15 protein-coding genes are annotated in these 18001 nt (G+C 71.0%); 8 read left to right on the top strand and 7 right to left on the bottom strand.

Going from position 1 to position 18001, the window contains the following annotated elements; translation table 11 throughout:
- The first annotated feature begins 22 nt into the window (after nt 1–22).
- From E1166_RS21655 to E1166_RS21645, 3 genes are all read left to right on the top strand, one after another.
- On the top strand, nt 23–1024 hold the full coding sequence (locus tag E1166_RS21655) for a YihY/virulence factor BrkB family protein (protein WP_132341471.1): 1002 nt from the start codon (nt 23–25) through the stop codon (nt 1022–1024).
- A gap of 78 nt (nt 1025–1102) precedes the next feature.
- Nucleotides 1103–2593, top strand: coding sequence for a phosphatase PAP2 family protein (locus tag E1166_RS21650; RefSeq protein ID WP_132341469.1), 1491 nt, complete (start codon nt 1103–1105; stop codon nt 2591–2593).
- Nucleotides 2594–2603: 10 nt separating this feature from the next.
- Entirely contained in the window at nt 2604–3413 is an 810-nt protein-coding gene (locus E1166_RS21645) for an endonuclease/exonuclease/phosphatase family protein (RefSeq protein ID WP_132341475.1), read from the top strand.
- 239 nt (nt 3414–3652) lie between these two features.
- Here the strand turns inward: E1166_RS21645 and E1166_RS21640 are convergent, their stop codons facing one another.
- Both E1166_RS21640 and E1166_RS21635 read right to left on the bottom strand, forming a co-directional pair.
- On the bottom strand, nt 3653–4489 hold the full coding sequence (locus tag E1166_RS21640; RefSeq protein WP_132341467.1) for an alpha/beta hydrolase: 837 nt from the start codon (nt 4487–4489) through the stop codon (nt 3653–3655).
- A complete protein-coding gene (locus E1166_RS21635) occupies nt 4486–5448 on the bottom strand; it encodes a TIGR03557 family F420-dependent LLM class oxidoreductase (protein ID WP_132341464.1) in 963 nt (320 codons plus the stop codon). Before E1166_RS21635 ends, E1166_RS21640 begins: the two co-directional genes overlap by 4 nt.
- Before the next feature lie 339 nt (nt 5449–5787).
- On the opposite strand from E1166_RS21635, the gene E1166_RS21630 reads away from it, so the two are divergent.
- The gene (locus tag E1166_RS21630; RefSeq protein WP_132341462.1) at nt 5788–7149 is read left to right on the top strand and encodes a cellulase family glycosylhydrolase; all 1362 of its coding nucleotides are present in this window, start codon (nt 5788–5790) and stop codon (nt 7147–7149) included.
- 67 nt (nt 7150–7216) lie between these two features.
- Here the strand turns inward: E1166_RS21630 and E1166_RS21625 are convergent, their stop codons facing one another.
- The 4 genes from E1166_RS21625 to E1166_RS21610 are packed head-to-tail and all read right to left on the bottom strand — an operon-like array spanning nt 7217 to nt 12645.
- Complete coding sequence (locus tag E1166_RS21625; protein WP_132341460.1) at nt 7217–9421, bottom strand: alpha-galactosidase; 2205 nt, start codon at nt 9419–9421, stop codon at nt 7217–7219.
- The gene (locus E1166_RS21620; protein WP_207914406.1) at nt 9418–10329 is read right to left on the bottom strand and encodes a carbohydrate ABC transporter permease; all 912 of its coding nucleotides are present in this window, start codon (nt 10327–10329) and stop codon (nt 9418–9420) included. The genes E1166_RS21625 and E1166_RS21620 overlap by 4 nt, the downstream gene beginning before the upstream one ends.
- The gene (locus E1166_RS21615) at nt 10326–11288 is read right to left on the bottom strand and encodes a sugar ABC transporter permease (protein WP_132341458.1); all 963 of its coding nucleotides are present in this window, start codon (nt 11286–11288) and stop codon (nt 10326–10328) included. The genes E1166_RS21620 and E1166_RS21615 overlap by 4 nt, the downstream gene beginning before the upstream one ends.
- A gap of 22 nt (nt 11289–11310) precedes the next feature.
- Nucleotides 11311–12645 (bottom strand): ABC transporter substrate-binding protein, encoded by a 1335-nt coding sequence (locus tag E1166_RS21610; RefSeq protein ID WP_132265473.1) that lies wholly within the window; start codon nt 12643–12645, stop codon nt 11311–11313.
- A gap of 276 nt (nt 12646–12921) precedes the next feature.
- Between E1166_RS21610 and E1166_RS21605 the strand changes: the two genes are divergently transcribed.
- From E1166_RS21605 to E1166_RS21595, 3 genes are all read left to right on the top strand, one after another.
- Nucleotides 12922–14967, top strand: coding sequence for a beta-galactosidase (locus E1166_RS21605; protein WP_132341456.1), 2046 nt, complete (start codon nt 12922–12924; stop codon nt 14965–14967).
- A gap of 41 nt (nt 14968–15008) precedes the next feature.
- Complete coding sequence (locus tag E1166_RS21600; protein WP_132265468.1) at nt 15009–15788, top strand: DeoR/GlpR family DNA-binding transcription regulator; 780 nt, start codon at nt 15009–15011, stop codon at nt 15786–15788.
- 111 nt (nt 15789–15899) lie between these two features.
- A complete protein-coding gene (locus tag E1166_RS21595; protein ID WP_132341453.1) occupies nt 15900–16835 on the top strand; it encodes a sporulation protein in 936 nt (311 codons plus the stop codon).
- A 53-nt stretch (nt 16836–16888) separates the two neighbouring features.
- Here E1166_RS21595 and E1166_RS21590 read toward each other — a convergent pair whose 3' ends face one another.
- Nucleotides 16889–17251 carry a hypothetical protein gene (locus tag E1166_RS21590; protein WP_132265464.1) on the bottom strand — a complete coding sequence of 121 codons (363 nt, stop codon included), beginning with the start codon at nt 17249–17251 and terminating at the stop codon, nt 16889–16891.
- Nucleotides 17252–17539: 288 nt separating this feature from the next.
- Here E1166_RS21590 and E1166_RS21585 point away from each other — a divergent pair, with 288 nt between their 5' ends.
- Nucleotides 17540–17947 carry a hypothetical protein gene (locus E1166_RS21585; protein WP_132341451.1) on the top strand — a complete coding sequence of 136 codons (408 nt, stop codon included), beginning with the start codon at nt 17540–17542 and terminating at the stop codon, nt 17945–17947.
- The last annotated feature ends 54 nt before the right edge of the window (nt 17948–18001 follow it).

Genomic DNA, 18001 nt, shown 5'->3' with positions numbered 1-18001 from the left:
CGGCTGGTCGAGGAGGCGGGCCGTGAGTAGCACCCGGCTGGTGCCGGAGACCCGGCTGATGGCGGCGCGCGAGCTCTCCGCCGACGATGCCTGGCACACCCTGCGCCGACACGGCGGCTGGTGCCTGCTGCGGGACGCGTTCGTCCGGTTCCGCTACGGCGACGGCTTCAGCCATTCGCGCGCCCTGGCCCTGCAGCTCTGCCTCGCCGTGGTGCCCTTCATGATCGCGTTGACCGGTTTGGTCAGCGAGCTGGGTGTGGAGGAGGGTGGGCAGGTCGTCGCGGACACCGTGCTGGCCCTCACCCCGGGCCAGAGCGTGGAGGTGGTCCGCGAACTGCTCGGCGAGGGTGACCGGATCGAGCGTCGGGGTGAGCTGGCGCTGAGTTTCGGCCTGCTGACCGGGCTGGTCGCCCTGGTCACCACCATGGCCCAGATCGAACGCGGCGCCAATCGGATCTACGGCGTCGAGCGGGACCGTCCGGCGCTGTGGAAGTACCTGCGGGCCACCGTCCTGGCGGTGGTGGCCGGCCTGCCGGCGTTGGCCGGGTTCCTGATCCTGGTCGGCGGCCGGGCGATGGGCGACTCCGTGCAACGGCACTACGCCTGGGGCACCGTCGCCGCCGCGGTCTGGGACGTGACCCGCTGGCCGTTGAGTCTCGGGCTGACCGTGCTCGCCGTGGCGGTGATCTTCCGGCACGCGCCGCGTCGCAACCAGCCGGGGCTCACCTGGCTCGTCTTCGGCGCCGGCATCGCCACCGCCCTGTGGTGGCTGGCCAGCCTGCTGCTCGCCGCGTACGTCAGGTTCGGCGGCGGGTTCGGCCAGACCTACGGCGCGTTGACCGGCATGATGGCCCTGCTGCTCTGGGCCAACGTGACCGGGATGGCGCTTTTCGGCGGCCTGGCCTTCGCCGCGCAGTTGGAGGCGATGCGGATCGGGGCGCCGGAGCCGGCCCGGCCGGACCTCTGGGTGTCGGAGACCGAGCGGGATTCGCTACCCGACACCGGTGAGGTGACCTCCCGGTAGCCGGCGTCGCGGGCAGCTCCGGTGTACGCGGAGCGCGGATCGGGTACAGCGCCTCGCCAGGAGTGGAGGGAGGCTGCCGTGAGCGCGGTCATCGACGGGTTACGACGACCTCTGGGTCATTTCACCGAGCGGACGCTCGCCGGCCTGGCACTCGTACTCGGCGCCGGCGTCGGGTTCGGGTTGCTGCTGGTGCTGGTCCGGGTGCGCTGGACCCCGCTCTACGACGTCGACCACGGCGTGGCGGCCTGGCTCAACGCGCTGGTCGCGCCGCACGGGCCGCTGGTCACCGTGCTCAACGCGCTGACCGGCCTGGGTGGCCGGTCGGTGATCATCTGGTTGGTCTCGGTCGCCGTGATCGGGCTGCTGATCCGTCGGCAGGGCCGGCTCGCGGTGTTCCTGATCGTGACCGGCCTCGGCGCGTTGATCCTCGACCCGGCGCTGAAGACCCTGGTCGACCGGTTGCGCCCCGAGGTGAGGGTGCCCATTGGCACCTACGCCGGGGACAGCTTTCCCAGCGGCCACGCGCTCGGCTCGTTCGTCGCGTACGGGGCGCTGCTGCTGGTGTTCCTGCCGGCGATGTCGCCGCGCTGGCGCAAGCCGGCGATCGCCCTGGTCGCCCTGGTCGTGCTCCTCATCGGCCTGACCCGGATCGCGCTCGGCGTGCACTTCGTCTCCGACGTGCTGGGGGCCTGGCTGCTCGGCGCGGCCTGGCTCGGTGTCACCGCGTACGCCTTCCGGTTGTGGCGGCTGGAGCGGGGCCGGCGGGTACCGGGGTGGACCGAGGGGCTGGAACCGGAGGCCGCGCACGAGGTGGCCCCGGCCCCCGACGAGGCACACCTGCTGCCGCATCCCCGGGCCGCTGTCTTCGAGTTGCTGGTCGGCTGGGTGCTGGTCTTCGGCGCGCTCTACGGCTTCGGGATGTTCGTCAGCTACCACGCCGGTGGCACCTTTCTCGCCACGCTGGACAGCGAGGTGCCACGCTGGTTCGCCGACCGGCGCACCCCGGCCTGGGACGGGTTCAGCTTCTGGTGGAGCAAGGCCGGCGACACCCACGCCATCCTGCTGATCTCGTTAATTTTCTGTCCGCTGGTGCTGGCGGTGTGGCGGCGCTGGCGGCCGGTGCTGTTCGTGGCGCTGGCCATGTTCGGCGAGCTGAGCCTCTTCCTGGCCGCGTCGGCGGCGGTGGACCGGCCCCGCCCGCCGGTCGGCAACCTCGATGGCCCGCTGCCCACATCCTCGTTCCCGTCCGGCCACATCGCCGCCACCATCTGCCTCTGGGCGGCCATCACGCTGGTCGTCCTTCCGCGTACCGACCGCTGGTGGCGTTGGCTGTTCGTGACGCTCGCGGTGATCTTGCCGGTCGGGGTGGCGGTCTCCCGGATGTACCGGGGGATGCACCACCCCACCGACTTCATGGGGGCGATCCTGCTCGGCACGCTGTGGCTCGGGTTGCTCTACTGGGTGGTCCGGCCCAACGAGGACCTGGCCGAGGGCAACCGACCGGCGATCGGGTCCGAACAGGTCGACGAGCTGGACGACGAACTTGCCCGCGCCGGTCGGGCGGGTTGACGGGCCGGCCGTGCTGCGGGTGATGACCTGGAACATCCGCACCGGCGGCCGGGACCGGGACGGCTCCGACCGGCTGGACCTGGTGACCGGCGTGGTCCTGGCGCAGCGACCGGACGTGCTGGCGGTGCAGGAGTTGCGGGGCTTCGACCGGGGTACGCGGCTCGCCGAGTTTGCGGGCCGGGTGGGCATGCGTCCGCAGCTCGCCGGCTCCTGGTTCGGGCAGCCGGTGGCGGTGCTGGTCCGCCCGCCGCTGCGGGTGCGCGACGCCGGTCGGGTACGCCGGCCGTTCCACCACGCCACCGCCTGGGTGGCGGTGGTCACCTCGGCCGGGCCGCTGACCGTGCTCGGCACCCACCTGAACCCGTACTCGGGGGGCCGGCGACGGATGGAGGCGGACTGGGTGGTGGCGGCGCTGCGGCGCGCCGACGGTCCGCTGGCGCTGGTCGCCGGGGACCTGAACACCCTGGACCCGACCGTCGAGCACACCGACCGGCTGGCCGCCCTGCCGGCGCACCACCGCCGCCGGCACCTGCGGCGCGACGGTCGTACCGTCGACACCCGCGCGGTGTCCCGGCTGCTCGCCGCCGACCTGGTGGACCTGTGGCGGGCCGGTGCCGCCGACGCCCCGGAGGCCGACGGGTGGACCGTGCCCACCCGGCACGGTGGCGCCGAGTTCACCGGGATGCGCCTGGACTACCTGCTCGGCACCGCGCCGGTCGCCGAGCTGACCTGCCGGGTGTGGGTGGTGCGGGGTGGGGACGCCGACCGGGCCTCCGACCACTACCCGGTCGTCGCCGAGCTGGACCTGGACCTGGCCTGACCGGGCGGTCGTCCGGCGGCATGGTTCATCGCCGGTTGCGGCGTGTCGTGGCATCCCCGTCGCCGGTCACCGCGACATGCCGCATGTCGTATCGATCCACGTGGTCCGGGCCCGCTCAGAGGAGCACGTTGAGCAGCACCGTCAGCACCACCGAGGCGAGGACCGAAAAGAGGATCATGAGGAGGCAGCCGACGCCGCCGCCGGCGGGCCGGATGTCCGTGTTGCCGATGCGCATGGGATCACCTTCGCAGGGTTGGGGCGAGCAGGGTGCGGATTGCGTCGGCGACCTGCCGTGGCGCGGTGGTGGCGACGTTGTGCGCCGCGCCCGGCACCTCCACCGGGTGGGCGTCGGACACCAGCCGGGTCACCTGGCAGCGCCAGGCCGGCGGTACGACCGGGTCGCGCGAGCCGGCCACCACGAGGGTCGGCGCGGTGACCCGGGCCAGGTCCTCCTCGACCGGGTTGCGGACCGAGTGGGAGAGGGTGGTGTACACCCGCCAGGGGCGGGCGTCCCACACGTCGCGCAGCAGGATCGGCGCCTGCAACGGGGCCTCCCGCAGGGTGTCGACGAGCCAGCGGGCGACCTGGCCGGCGCGGGACCGGGCGGTCGGGTCGGTGGTGGGGCCGGCGAGCACCAGCGCGCGAACGGCGTCCGGGCGGCGGGCCGCCAGCGCGGCGGCGACCTCCGCACCGAACGAGTGACCCACCAGGCAGACCGGCGGCATCCGGTACGTGTCGAGCCAGGCCGCCAGGAACGCGGTGTGCCCGGCCACGTCGTACGCCTGCCCGGGGTGTTCGGTGAGGCCGAAGCCGGGCAGGTCCGGCGCGTACACCGGATGGGTGCTCGACAGCGCGACGGCCAGCGGCGTGAGATACCGGTGCGAGACGGCCAGCCCGTGCACCAGCACCACCGGTGGGGCGTCGCCGCCCGGGCCGGGGGCGCGGCGGGTGTGCGTACGCAGCCCGTCGACCAGCCGCCACTCGCTGGTCAGACCGGCCGCCGGCCGGGGCGCGGCCAGGGCGAGCCGCAGTTCAGCCGGCCCGAAGTGCCCCGGGGCGGTCGGCCGTGGCCTCACAGCTCGCGCAGCCGGGGCAGCAGTTGCTCCTGCGCCCAGTCGAGGAACATCGGTTGGCTCTCGCCCCCCACCTGGACGATCGCCACATGGGTGAAGCCGGCGTCGACGAACTTCTTGAACGCCTCGACGTGTGCGTCCACGTCGGGACCGCAGGAGATCCCCTCGGCGACGTCGTCCTCGCGGACGAACTGGGTGGCGGCGGCGAACGCCTCCGGACCGGGCAGGTCGGCGTTGACCTTCCAGCCCATGCCGAACCAGCGGAACTGGTCGTGCACGATCTTGCGGCACTCGGCCTCGTCCGGGCCGTAGCAGATGGCGACCTGCCCGTAGCGGGGCTGGCCGGCGCCGCCCGCGTCGTCGTAGAGCTGGATGATCCGGGGGTCGGGTTCGGTGGCGACGATGCCGTCGGCGTACTCGGCGGCGAGCGCGGCCGAGGACGGTCCGGACGCGGCGACGGCCATTGGGACGGGCCGGTCGGGCCGGTCCCAGAGGTACGCCTCGGGCACGTCGTAGTGGTTGCCGGAGAAGGTCAGCGTCTCGCCGTTGAGCAGCGGCCGGATGATCTGCAACGCCTCCTCGAACATCTCGTGCCGCTGCTGCACGTGCGGCCAGGCGCCGACGACGTGTTCGTTGAGGTTCTCCCCGGCGCCGAGGCCGAGGGTGAACCGGCCGCCGGAGAGCACCCCGACGGTGCTGGCCTTCTGGGCGACGACGGCCGGGTGGTACCGACGGATGGGGCAGGTCACGAACGACATCAGCTCGGCCCGGTTGGTGGCGTGGGCGATCGCGCCGAGTACCGACCAGGCGTACGGGGAGTGGCCCTGCGAGTCCAGCCACGGATAGTAGTGGTCGGAGATCACCAGCTGGTCGAAGCCGGCGGCCTCCGCCCGTACCGCGTAGTCGACGAGCTGCCGGGGGCCGGCCTGTTCGCACATCAGGGTGTAGCCGACGGTGACCATTCGAGGTTTCTCCTTCCACCCAACGGATCGTCACCGGATACCCCGGCCGGCGGAGGCCAACCCTGCTGTCCGTTTCCGCCGACAGGCCCGCGTGCCGGTTGCGGCGTGCGGTGGTGTCCGGAGGCACGACGGTGTGTCGCAGGACCGGTGTCGATCGTCACGGTCACCCCCGCAGTGGTCGATGTCGATGCCTTGACGGAGGTGGCCCCACCGGTCTACCGTCGTAACTTAACCGGTTCAGGCCGGTCGGGCGGCGGCTGCGGGCTACAGCCGTTTCGCCACCGTCACCACACCAGCACCCCTCCAGGGCACGGGGTTCGACACCTCCTGAGGACAGCCATGAGAAAGCGACTCAGCGTTGCCGGCGTTGCCCTGCTCACCGCGCTCGCCGCCATCTTCGTCTTCGTCCAGCCGGCGCACGCCGCGGCCGGGTTCACCGTCTCCGGCGGCAAGCTCTACGACGCCAACGGCAACGAGTTCATCATGCGGGGCGTCAACCACCCGCACGCCTGGTACCCGCAGCAGACCAGCTCCTTCGCCAACACAAAGTCGCTCGGCGCGAACACCGTCCGGGTGGTGCTGAACACTGGCGACCGCGGGACGAGGAACAGCGCGGCCGACGTCAGCAACGTCGTCTCGCTGTGCAAGGCCAACAAGTTGATCTGCGTGCTCGAGGTGCACGACACCACCGGCTACGGCGAGGAGAGCGGCGCGATCACCCTGGACCGGGCGGTCGACTACTGGCTGAGCATCGCCAGCGCCCTGCGGGGCCAGGAGAAGTACATCATCGTCAACATCGGCAACGAGCCGTACGGCAACCAGGGCTACGGCACCTGGGCCACCGACACCGCCAACGCGATCAAGCGGCTGCGCGCCAACAGCTTCAGCCACACGATCATGGTGGACGGGCCGAACTGGGGTCAGGACTGGTCCTTCACCATGCGCGACAACGCCGCGTCGGTGTTCGACGCCGACCCGCAGAAGAACACCGTCTTCTCGGTCCACATGTACGGCGTCTTCGACACCGCCGCCGAGATCACCGACTACCTGGGTCGGTTCCGCGCCGCCCGGCTGCCGATCGTGGTCGGCGAGTTCGGCCACGACCACACCGACGGCAACCCCGACGAGGACACCATCCTGTCGTACAGCCAGGCCAACGGAATCGGCTACCTGGGCTGGTCATGGAGCGGCAACAGCAGCTACGTCGGCTACCTCGACATGGCGGTCAACTTCAACCCGAACAACCTGACCAGTTGGGGCCAGCGCATCTTCAACGGCGCCAACGGGATCCGGCAGACCTCGCGGGAGGCCTCCGTCTACGGCGGCGCCACCCCGACCCCGACCAGCCCGGCACCCAGTTCACCCGCGCCGAGCTCTCCGGCGCCCAGCACGCCGGCCCCGAGTGGCTGCACCGCCACGTACACGGTGGTCAACTCGTGGTCGGGCGGCTTCCAGGGCGAGGTCAAGGTGACCGTCGGCAACCGGCCCGTCAACGGCTGGACGGTGCGCTGGACCTTCACCAACGGCCAGTCGGTCAGCCAGGCATGGAACGCCGACGTGACCCGCAGCGGTTCGGCGGTGACCGCCCGCAACCTCTCCTACAACGGCCAGCTCGGCGCCGGTGCCAGCACCACCTTCGGCTTCGTCGCCAGTGCCAGCGGCAGCAACCCCGTTCCCGCGGTGACCTGCACCGCGAGCTGACGGGGATAACACACCGGTGGCCGGGTCCGCGCGGACCCGGCCACCTCCCGTCTCGGTACGCCCCGGCTCAGTCGACCGCGGTGACCTCCAGCAGCAGCGCCTGCTCGGGGTGCAGCGCGGGCAACTGCAGACCCACCGCGCCGCACACGGCCCCGCCGAGCGTCACGCCCTCGTCGGTGGCCAGCCAGGCCGGCGGGACGAGTTGCATCACCGCCGGTGCCGGCACCTCGGCGGGTGGGCGTACCCGGTAACGGCGGGCCGGGTCGAGGCCGGGCAGCCGCACCACCCCGGGGACCTGCGTGGCGGAGGTGGCCACCCGGGACACCGCGTACACCGCGTGGGAGCGGTCGTGGGCGACCACGCCGTGCGCCTGCACCGCCGGGTCCGGGTGGTCGACCCGGACCACCCGGCCGCCGTGCAGCAGCGGACGCAGCCGCTTGTGCAGCGCCACCCAGGCGGCCAGCTCAGCCCGCTCGGCGGCGGTGATCGCGCTGATGTCCCACTCGATGCCGTGGTGGCCGAAGAGCGCGGTGACCGCCCGGAACCCCAGGTCGTGCACCCGGTGGGTGGTGTGCGAACGTTCCGGCCCGATGTGGGTGCCGACCAGCTCCGGCGGCAGCAGCAAGCCGGTCCATCGCTGGATCGACAACCGTTCCAGGGCGTCGTTGCAGTCGCTGGCCCAGATCCGGTCGGTGCGGCGCAGGATCTCCAGGTCGACCCGCGCCCCACCCGACGAGCAACTCTCGATCTCCACCCCGGGGTGCCGGCGGCGCAGCTCGTCCAGCAGCCGGTAGACGGCCACGGTCTGCGCGTGCACCCCCGGCCGGCCGGCGTGCCCGGCCTCGGTGAGGTCCCGGTTGTGGTCCCACTTGAGGTAGGCGATGCCGTCGTGTTCCGACAGCAGCGTGTCGAGCTGGCCGAGCAGGTGGTCGTACGCGTCCGGGTTGGCCAGGTCGAGCACCTGCTGGAACCGCCACGACAGCGGCAGCCGGCCCGGGGCCTGGAGCACCCAGTCGGGGTGGGCGCGGAACAGGTCGGAGTCGGGGTTGACCATCTCCGGCTCGACCCAGAGCCCGAACTGCATCCCATGTCCACGGACGTGGTCGATCAGGGGCTGGAGCCCGTTTGGCCACACGGTCTCGTCGACCTGCCAGTCGCCGAGGCCGGCCTGGTCGTGCCGCCGGCCACGGAACCAGCCGTCGTCGAGCACGAACCGCTCCACGCCCACCTCGGCGGCCCGGTCGGCCAGGGCGGTGAGCCGGGTGAGGTCGTGGTCGAAGTAGACGGCCTCCCAGACGTTGAGGGTGACCGGTCGAGGGGTCCGTGGGTGTTCGGGGCGGGACCGCAGGTGGGTGTGGAGCACGTCGCTGAGGCCGTCCAGCCCGGTGGCCGAGTGCACGGCGTACAGCAGCGGGGTGGCGTACTCCTCGCCGGGTCCCAGCATGATCTCGCCGGGGGCGAGCAGCTCGCCGCCGCCGAGGGTGGCGTCGCCGGTGGGCTGGCGCTCGGCGACAGTGACGTGGTTGCCGCTCCAGGCGGTGTGTACCGCCCACAGCTCGCCGTGGCCGAACCCGAAACCGGCGGTGCCCGCCACCAGCAGCAGCGTCGCGTCGTGTCCGGTCCGGCCGTGCCGGCCCTCGCGCACCCAGGCGCCGATCGGCCACGGGTGCCGCTGCGGGGCGCGTTCCCGGCACCAGCGGCCGGTGAGGTCGAGCAGTTCGGTGGCGACCGCCGGCACCGGCAGCACCGGCGTCAACTCGCGCAACTCGTAGGCGGAGTCGCCGTCGTTGCGCAGCCGGTGCCGCAGCGTCAGCAGCCCCGTGGGGTCGAGGGTCAGCTCGATGGTGAGCGACAACCCGGCGGCCGGGTCCGCGGCCCGCACGGTCACCCGCGCGGCGCCGTCGTCCCGCGTCCCGTCGGGTGCGCCCACCGCGTCCCCGTTCCGGGCCACCGGACCCGGGTCGGGGCCGGCGTCGTCCACGTCGACGGCGTCGAGGCGGAAGGCGGTCGACCAGTCGCGGCCGTCGCGGTGGCCGGCCAGCCCGGGGCGACCACCCCAGCCGGCGCTCGCCTCGGGCAGCAGCGACAGCACGCAAGGCTGGTCGAAGGTGCTGGGCGGCACCGGCGGAACGGTCACGGCGGCCAGGTCGGCCAGGTCGGCGGCGGACAGCGGGCCCAGGTCGCTGCCCCAGTGCAGCACCCGGGGCAGGCCGGAGCCGCGCGCGTCCAGCACCAGGCTGGTCCGCGCGCGGCGCAGGTGGACGAATGTCATCCCTTGGAAGCTCCCAGGGTCAGACCGCGGACGAACTGCTTCTGCAACAGGAAGAAGACGACCAGGGTGGGAATGGCGACCAGCACCGAGCCGGCCGAGACGAGGTTGTTGTCGGTGAAGAACTCGCCGCGCAGGTTGTTCAGCGAGCTGGTCACCGGGAACTTGTCACCGGTGCGCATGAGCACGGTGGCCCAGAAGAACTCGTTGTAGATCCAGGTCACCTCCAGGGTGGCCAGCGCGGCCAGCGCCGGCCGGCACAGCGGCATCGTCACCTGCCAGTACTGCCGCCAGATGCTGGCGCCGTCGACCATCGACGCCTCGTACAGCTCGCGGGGCAGCGCCTTCATGTAGTTGCTCAGCACGAAGACGCAGAAACCACACTGGAAGGCCACGTTGACCAGGATCAGCCCCCAGTAGCTGTCGTAGAGCAACTCCGAGTCGCTCATGAACAACGGCAGCGGCACCTCGGTGAAGATCCGGAACAGCGGGATCAGCAACGCCTGCTGCGGCAGCAGGTTCGCCGCGGTGAAGAGGCCGAGCAGGACGATGTTGAGCTTCCAGCTGAACCGGGCGATCACGAAGGCCACGCAGGAGGCCAGGAAGAGGGTCAGCAGCACCGCCGGGACGGTGATGTAGACCGAGTTCATGAAGTGCTGGCCGAACTCGGCGGACTGCCAGGCGGTGACGTAGTTGTCGAACGTCCAGCCGCCGAACGACACATAACCGTGGATGGCGGTGTACTCGTACGACCGCAGCGAGGTCAGCACCGCCCAGAGGATCGGGAAGAGCCAACCGATCGCGATCGCGCCCAGGAACAGGTGCAGCACCACCCGGGCCGGTCGCAGCGGCGCGCGGCGGGGGGCCGGCGTACCGGCCGTAGGCTTGCGGGCCATGGTCGCGGTGTTCATCGCCGGTCCTCCCTCATGACGACGGCCAGGTAGGCGGTGATGAAGATCAGCGAGATCATCAGCATGATCGTCGCCAACGCCGAACCGAAGCCGATCCGGCTCGCCTCGCCCACCACGTTCGAGGTCACCAGGGCGGAGATCAGCTCCAACCCGTTGCGGCCCTTGTTGATGACCCAGACCAGGTCGAACGCCCGCAGCGACTCGATCACCGTCACCACCAGCACGATGATGTTGATGGGCCGCATCACCGGGAACACCACCCGGAAGAAGGTACTGGTCTCCGAGGCGCCGTCGACCGAGGCCGCCTCGCGCAGCGACGGATCGACGCCCTTGAGCCCGGCCAGGTAGAGCAGCATGATGTAGCCGACGTGCCGCCAGCCGGCGGCGACGAGCACCGCCCAGATGTTGACGTCCGGGTCGCCGTACCAGTCGGTGCTGGTGCCGAGCACGGCGTTGAGCAGACCCTGGTCGCGGGAGTAGATGAGCTGCCAGACGAACCCGATCAGGGCCAGCGACAGCACCACCGGCAGGTAGAGCGCGGTCTGGTAGAACCGGCTACCGCGGATCTCCTTGTCGAGCAGGACGGCCAGGAACATGCCCAGCGGGGTGGCCACCACGAACAGCGCCGCCAGCCAGAGCAGGTTGTTGTGGATCGCCGGCTGGAACGGCGGATAGTTGTGGATCACATCCGAGTAGTTGCGGCCGCCCACCCACGTGATCTCGCTGAGGGGGCCGATGCCGTCCCAGTTGGTGCCGGAGAGCGCCACGGTGGCCAGCGCCGGCAGCCAGACCAGGCCGACCACGATCAGCAGTGGTACGAGCACCATCAGCGTGATCACCACGCGGTCGGTGCGGGACAGGAGCCGTAGCCGGCGGCCGCGACCGCCACCGGTGAAGGTGGCGGTCGAAGCCGGTGACGGCACGGCGCGATCCGCTTGGATCAGGGGCAGGTCGGACATGATTGTCCTCCCCCTCTCGCCGTCAGCTGGAGAAGATCGACTTCTTCTGGTTCTCGATGCTGTTGACCAGCCCGTCGATGTCGTTCGGGTTCTTGATGAACTGCTGGAAGGCCGGGATGATCACGGTGGAGGCGAAGTCGGGCCGGGTGTCCCGGTCCAGGAACTGCGCGATCTCGGTGGCCGAGCCGACCAGTTCGGCGGCCTTCTTCTGCAGCGCGGTGTAGCCGCTGGTGTCGGCCCCGCTGTTGGCGACCAGGGTGCTCGGGTCGTTCTTCACCGTGATGTTCGCGGCGTCCTTCGAGCCCACGTACTCCAGCAGCTTCCTGGCGTTCGCCTCGGACTTCGGCTTGCGGGCCATCATGTAGCCGTCGATCGGCGCGTCCAGGGCCTTCGCCCCGATCGCCGGGTCGATCTCCGGGAAGGTGAAGAAGTCGATGTCGTTCTGCTCGTCGTTGCCGAACTGCTGGGCGACGAAGAGGCCGAGCAGGTACATGCCCGACTTCTTCTGCTGCAGCGACTGGGCGGCCTCCTGCCAGGTCCGGCCCAGACTGTCGGGCTGGTGCAGCGGGAGCAGCCCCTTCCAGGTGTCGAAGACCTTCTTGACCTTGTCGGAGGTCCAGGTCTCCTTGCCGGCCATCAGGTCGACGTGGAACTGGTAGCCGTTGATCCGCAGGTTGAGGACGTCGAAGGTGCCCATCGCCGGCCAGCCGTCCTTGTCGGCGAAGGCGATCGGGTTCAGCCCGTCCTTCTTCATCTGCGCGCCGAGGGTGTTGAGCTCGTCGAGCGTCTTCGGCACCTGGTAGCCCCGCTGCTCCCACACCGACTTGCGGTAGAACATCGCCCACGGGTAGTACGAGGTCGGCACGAAGTACTGCTTGCCGTCGTCGCCGGTGGACGCCTTCTTGAAGGCGTCGGAGTAGCCGGAGAGCTTGCCCCACGTCTCGGTCAGGTCACCGGCCAGGCCCTTGTTGGCGAAGAACCGCATCCGGTAGCCGGCGAACCACATGAACACGTCGTCCGGCTTGCCCTGCAGGTAGTTGTTGATGTTCTCCTGGTAGGTGTTGTGGTCCACCGTGTTGATCTGGGCCTCGATGCCGGTCGAGGTCTTGAACCCGTCCATCACCTTGGCGATGACCGCCTTCGGGTTCGGGTCGGACTGGTTCGAGCCGAGCGAGACGGTCTTGCTGCCCGAACCGGAGCCGGAGCCCGAATCGGAGCCGCAGCCGGCGAGCGCGCCGGTGCCGAGCAGTGCGCCCGCGCCGGCCGCGCCGGCGAGCAGACGGCGTCGCCCGATGCCGGCGACGGATGGCGGAACGAGCCGGGCCAGGTACTCGGCCTCGGTGCGTGGACGGGACATGGTGCCTCCTGCGGATGAAGAGGTGCTGCGCCCAAGGGGTTGTCAGAGGTGGGGCCGGTGTCCGGATTGCCAACATGGATCCATCGCGATCCAACATTGGCAAACACGAAGTGCCGGTGGCGCTTGAAGCTACCCCTCACCGGCGCGCTGTCAAGAGGGCAGGTCGGGATCGATACCGCAGTGTTTCCAAACGGGGCCTCAGCGGTAAACGTTGGAAACTTCGGCTATGTTGGAAAGTGTTGACTTGGTGGTCCCGGCCCGGCACGCTCTGCTCTCATGGGGCAACACGGCAGCTGGCAGGGCGACGGCATCTACTACGGCGCGGACTACAACCCCGAACAGTGGCCCGAGGAGGTCTGGGCGCAGGACGTGGCGCTCATGCGCCAGGCCGGGGTCGACCTGGTCTCCGTCGGGATCTTCTCCTGGGCCCTGCTCGAGCCGGCCCCCGGACGCTACGAGTTCGGCTGGCTGGACCGGGCGCTCGACGTCCTGCACGACGGCGGAATCAACGTCGACCTGGCCACCGCCACCGCCAGCCCACCCCCGTGGCTGGCCCGACGGCACCCCGAGACACTGCCCCGTACCGCCGACGGGACGATCCTGTGGCCCGGCGGACGGCAGGCGTACTGCCCCAGCTCCCCGATCTTCCGCGAGCGTTCGCTCGCCCTGGTAGAGGCCGTGGCCACCCGGTACGCCGAGCACCCCGCCGTGGTGATGTGGCACGTCTCCAACGAGCTGGGCTGCCACAACGTGCACTGCTACTGCGACGTGACCGCCGAGGCGTTCCGGGGCTGGCTGCGGGAACGCTACGGCGACCTGGACGCCCTCAACGCGGCCTGGGGCACCAGCTTCTGGAGCCAGCGCTACTACGACTGGGCCGAGATCAACCCGCCACGGACCGCGCCGACCTACGCCAACCCCACCCAACAGCTGGACTTCCTGCGCTTCTCCTCCGACGAGCTGCGCGCCCAGCTGCGCGCCGAGCGCGACCTGCTCAAGCGGGTGGTCTCGCAGCCCGTCACCACGAACTTCATGATCGGCACCGGCGTGAAGTACATGGACTACCGGTCCTGGGCCGCGGACGTGGACCTGGTCTCCAACGACCACTACCTGACCGCCGCCGACCCGCAGTCGCACCTCGGGCTGGCGTTCGCCGCCGACCACACCCGGGGCGTCGCCGGTGGGGCGCCCTGGCTGCTCATGGAGCACTCCACCAGCGCCGTGAACTGGCAGCCACGCAACCTCGCCAAGACCCCCGGCCAGCTACGCCGCAACAGCCTCGCCCATGTCGCCCGGGGCGCCGACGGGGTGCTCTTCTTCCAGTGGCGGGCTTCCCGGGCGGGCGCGGAGAAGTACCACTCCGCGCTGGTGCCCCACGCCGGCGCGGACACGAAGGTGTTCCGCGAGGTCTGCCGGCTCGGTGCCGACCTGAAGGCGCTCGCCGAGGTGCGGGGCAGCCGGGTCGAGGCGGAGGTGGCCATCCTCTTCGACTGGGAGGCGTGGTGGGGCGTCGAGCTGGACTCGCACCCCAGCGTCGACGTCACCTACACCGACCGGCTCAAGGCCCTCTACGACGCGCTCTGGCGGGCCGGCGTCACCACCGACGTGGTGCACCCGTCGACCGACCTCGGCGGCTACAAGCTTGTCCTGGCCCCCACGCTGTACCTGGTCCGCGACGACGACGCGGCGGCGCTGCGCCGGTACGTCGAGGCCGGCGGCACCGCGCTGGTGACCTACTTCAGCGGGATCGTCGACGAGCACGACCACATCCGGCTCGGCGGCTACCCGGGCGCGTTCCGCGAGCTGCTGGGCGTGCGTACCGAGGAGTTCTTCCCGCTGCGTGAGGGCGAGCGGGTCAACCTCGACGACGGTTCGGTCGCCGACGTGTGGACCGAGTGGCTGCACCCGGAGGGGGCCGAGGTGCTCGCCTCGTACGTCGACGGCCCGCTTCCCGGTGTGGCGGCCCTGACCCGGCACCGCGTCGGCGCGGGCACGGCCTGGTACGCGGCCACCCGGCTGGACGGCGCGGCCACCGACCGTCTGGTGGCCCGTCTGCTCGCCGAGTCCGGCGCGCGTCCGCCGGCGGGGGCACCCACCGGCGTCGAGGTGGTACGCCGGCGGGGTGCGGACGCGTCCTGGCTCTTCGTCATCAACCACACCGACGCCGAGGCGCGGCTCGAGGTCACCGGCACCGACCTGATCACCGGAACGTCCTGCCGGGGCGAGCTGCTGCTGCCGGCCGGCGAGGTGGCCGTGGTCCGTGAGGAAGCGGCGGTGGAAGCGGTCCCGCCGGTTGAGCCGGAACCGCCGGCCGGTTCCTGAGCTGTCCGTACCGTTTCCCGTACGCTCGGTTGGGAGGTTCGATGCTCGCCCAGCAACGGCAGAGCGCCATCCTGGAGCTGATCCGCCAGCGTGGCGGCGTGCGCGTCAGCCACCTGGTCAGCCGCTTCGGGGTCTCCGACATGACGATCCGGCGGGATCTGGAGGTGTTGGCCGAGCGGGGCCTGGTCGACAAGGTGCACGGCGGCGCCACCCTGGCCGGCCCGGGCTCCGCCGAGGAGCCCGGGTTCGCCGCCAAGTCGATCCGTCAGCAGACGGAGAAACGCGCCATCGCGCAGCGGGCCGCGAGCCTGGTCGAGCCCGGCATGGCGGTCGCCCTGTCCGCCGGTACGACCACCGCCGCCCTGGCCACCCGGCTGGCCGACGTACGCGGACTGACCGTGGTGACCAACTCGATCCCGGTCGCCGACCTGCTCTACCAGAACCCACGTCCCGACCAGACGGTGGTGCTGACCGGCGGCATCCGTACCCCGTCGGACGCGTTGACCGGGCCGGTGGCCGAGGCGGCGATCGGCTCGCTCAACGTCGACGTGCTCTTCCTCGGCGTGCACGGGATGAGTCCGCGCACCGGTTTCACCACGCCGAACCTGCTGGAGGCGGCGGTCAACCGTCGTCTGATCGGCGCGGCCCGCAGGCTGGTCGTCCTCGCCGATCACACCAAGTGGGAGACGATCGGCATCGCCACCATCGCTCCGCTGGAGCAGGCCGACGTGTTGATCACCGACGCGCGGTTGCCGTCGGACGGCCGTCGCCAGATCGGCGAGCAGGTGGGGGAGCTCATCGTGGTGGGCGTCGACGACTGATTCCCGCGTCGGGGCTGCTTACAGCGATTTCACAGCCGCTCCGGTTAGGGTGCCCCGGTAGCCGTGTCGCGCTCCACGGTGGAGTGCGTCTACCGTGAAGCGGGAGTTCCGATGGTCTTCAAGAAGATGCTGAGCGCGTTCGGCGTGGGTGGGCCCAGCGTCGACACCGTGCTGGCCAACCCGAACACCCGGCCCGGGCTGACTCTTGAGGGTCAGGTCAACCTCGTCGGCGGGGAAGCCGCGGCGAGCATCGAGCAGGTCACCGTCGCGCTGGTCACCCGGGTCGAGATCGAGGGCGGCGACACCGAGTACGCCGGCGTCATGGAGTTCCAGCGGGCGACGGTCAGCGGCCCGCTCCAGCTCGCGCCGAAGCAGCAGCTGTCGATCCCGTTCCAGCTGCCGGTGCCGTGGGAGACCCCGGTCACCGACGTGTACGGCCACCGCCTGCCCGGCATGACGATGGGGCTGCGTACCGAGCTGGCGATCGCCCGGGCGGTCGACAAGAGCGACCTGGACCAGGTCAACATCCACCCGTTGCCGGTGCACGAGCGGATCCTCGAGGCGTTCCAGCGGCTCGGTTTCCGGTTCAAGCACGCCGACCTGGAGCGCGGCCACATCCGAGGCACCCAGCAGACGCTGCCGTTCTACCAGGAGATCGAGTTCTTCGCCGCACCGCAGTACGCCCAGACCATCAACGAGGTCGAGCTGAGCTTCGTGACCAGTCCGCACGGCGTGGACGTGGTGTTGGAGTGCGACAAGCGCGGCGGGTTCCTCAGCGCCGGGCACGACGTCTTCGGTCACTACCAGGTGTCGCACGCCGACGCCGACCGGCTGGACTGGACGGCGGTGGTCGACGGCTGGCTGCGTGAGACCACCTCCCGCTACGGCGGCCTGCGCGCCCAGGGCTTCGGCGGCCACCCGCACGGCCACGGCCGGGGGCCGGGGATGGGCGGCATGGTCGCCGGGGCGGCGCTCGGCGTCGCCGGCGGCATGGTCGCCGGAGAGATGATCGAGGACGTCTTCGAGGGCGACTTCGCCGAGGACTAGGACCACGACGAGGGGCCTTCCGGGTGTGTCCCGGAAGGCCCCTCGATCGGTTGTCAACGGCGCTTGGCCCGCTCCTCGTGCGAGCGGTGCCCGCTACCGGCCTTGGCCAGGCCACGGCTACCCAGGTAGCCCAGGGTGAGCAGGGTGATGAAGAACCACGCCTGGCTCGGGTTGTTCAGGTTCAACCCGTTGGTGGCCGGTCCGCGCCAGAACGCGGCGATCGCCACGGCGGCCACCGCGGCAGCGTAGATCCAGAACTCCGTGGTCAGGAAGGAGTGCTTGGTCTCGGTGCCGGGTGCCGGCGCCGGCTGCCGATGGCCGTCCTGCATCATCGGCATCGGACGGGTCGGCGCCTCCTGCATGGCCATCTCCGTCTGGCGGTTCATCGGCCTGGTGGATGCAGCCTGCGTGCTCATCTGGTCCTCCTCAGGATTTGATGAGTACCTGCGATCTCGCCCCGCTACCGCGTTTCGGCCACGGCACGGTTCGCGTACTTGGCGAGGCCACCCGGGGTCTACCCGAGCCCCCTGAGGAGGTAACGCCCGCCGGCCCACGGGATCCGGGAGGGCGGACGGGCCGCCCGGATCCGGCTCCCGGCCGGGGCCGAATGTCCGGTCCGTGCCCTGACGCCGGCTTGCCTGCTGGTTTGCCCGCGGCCTCAGCGGGCAGCCTGTGGGTTACGCCAGCTCTGTGAGGTGATGGACGTGCGTGACGACGACAGGATGCGGGAGTCGACCCGTCTGGCCGAGGAACGGCTCACCGCCGGTGTGTACGGCGAGGGCGCGCTGGACGAGGTGACGACGCCGCAGACGGACGTGCAGCGGGTGATCCAGGAGGAGGACCCGGACGATCCGGCCCACGCGCCGGTCGACCCGACGGTGCTGCGCGACGGTGGCCCGACCCGGGGTCAGGGCGCGATCACCACCACCGGCGGCACCGCCGGACCGGCGAGCGTTCGCCGCTTGGCCCGCCAGCCGGAACGGCATCCCGGCAAGGTGGCCCCGACCACCACGGGCGACGCCACCACGGGTGGCCTGAGTACCCCGGCCGGCGGCTCCACCAGCGACGCCTCCGCAACGGGCGCCCAGGTCGGCAACTTCACCGACGACTGACCGGTTCCACCCCGCGGTGGGGGCGGCGTGCCTGGCACTCCGCCCCCACCGTCC

Source organism: Micromonospora sp. KC213, from assembly GCF_004348325.1.
In the GTDB taxonomy this organism is placed as follows: Bacteria; Actinomycetota; Actinomycetes; order Mycobacteriales; family Micromonosporaceae; genus Micromonospora.
Note: the sequence above shows the minus strand (reverse complement) of the source record. Positions and strands in the feature narration are given on the sequence as shown.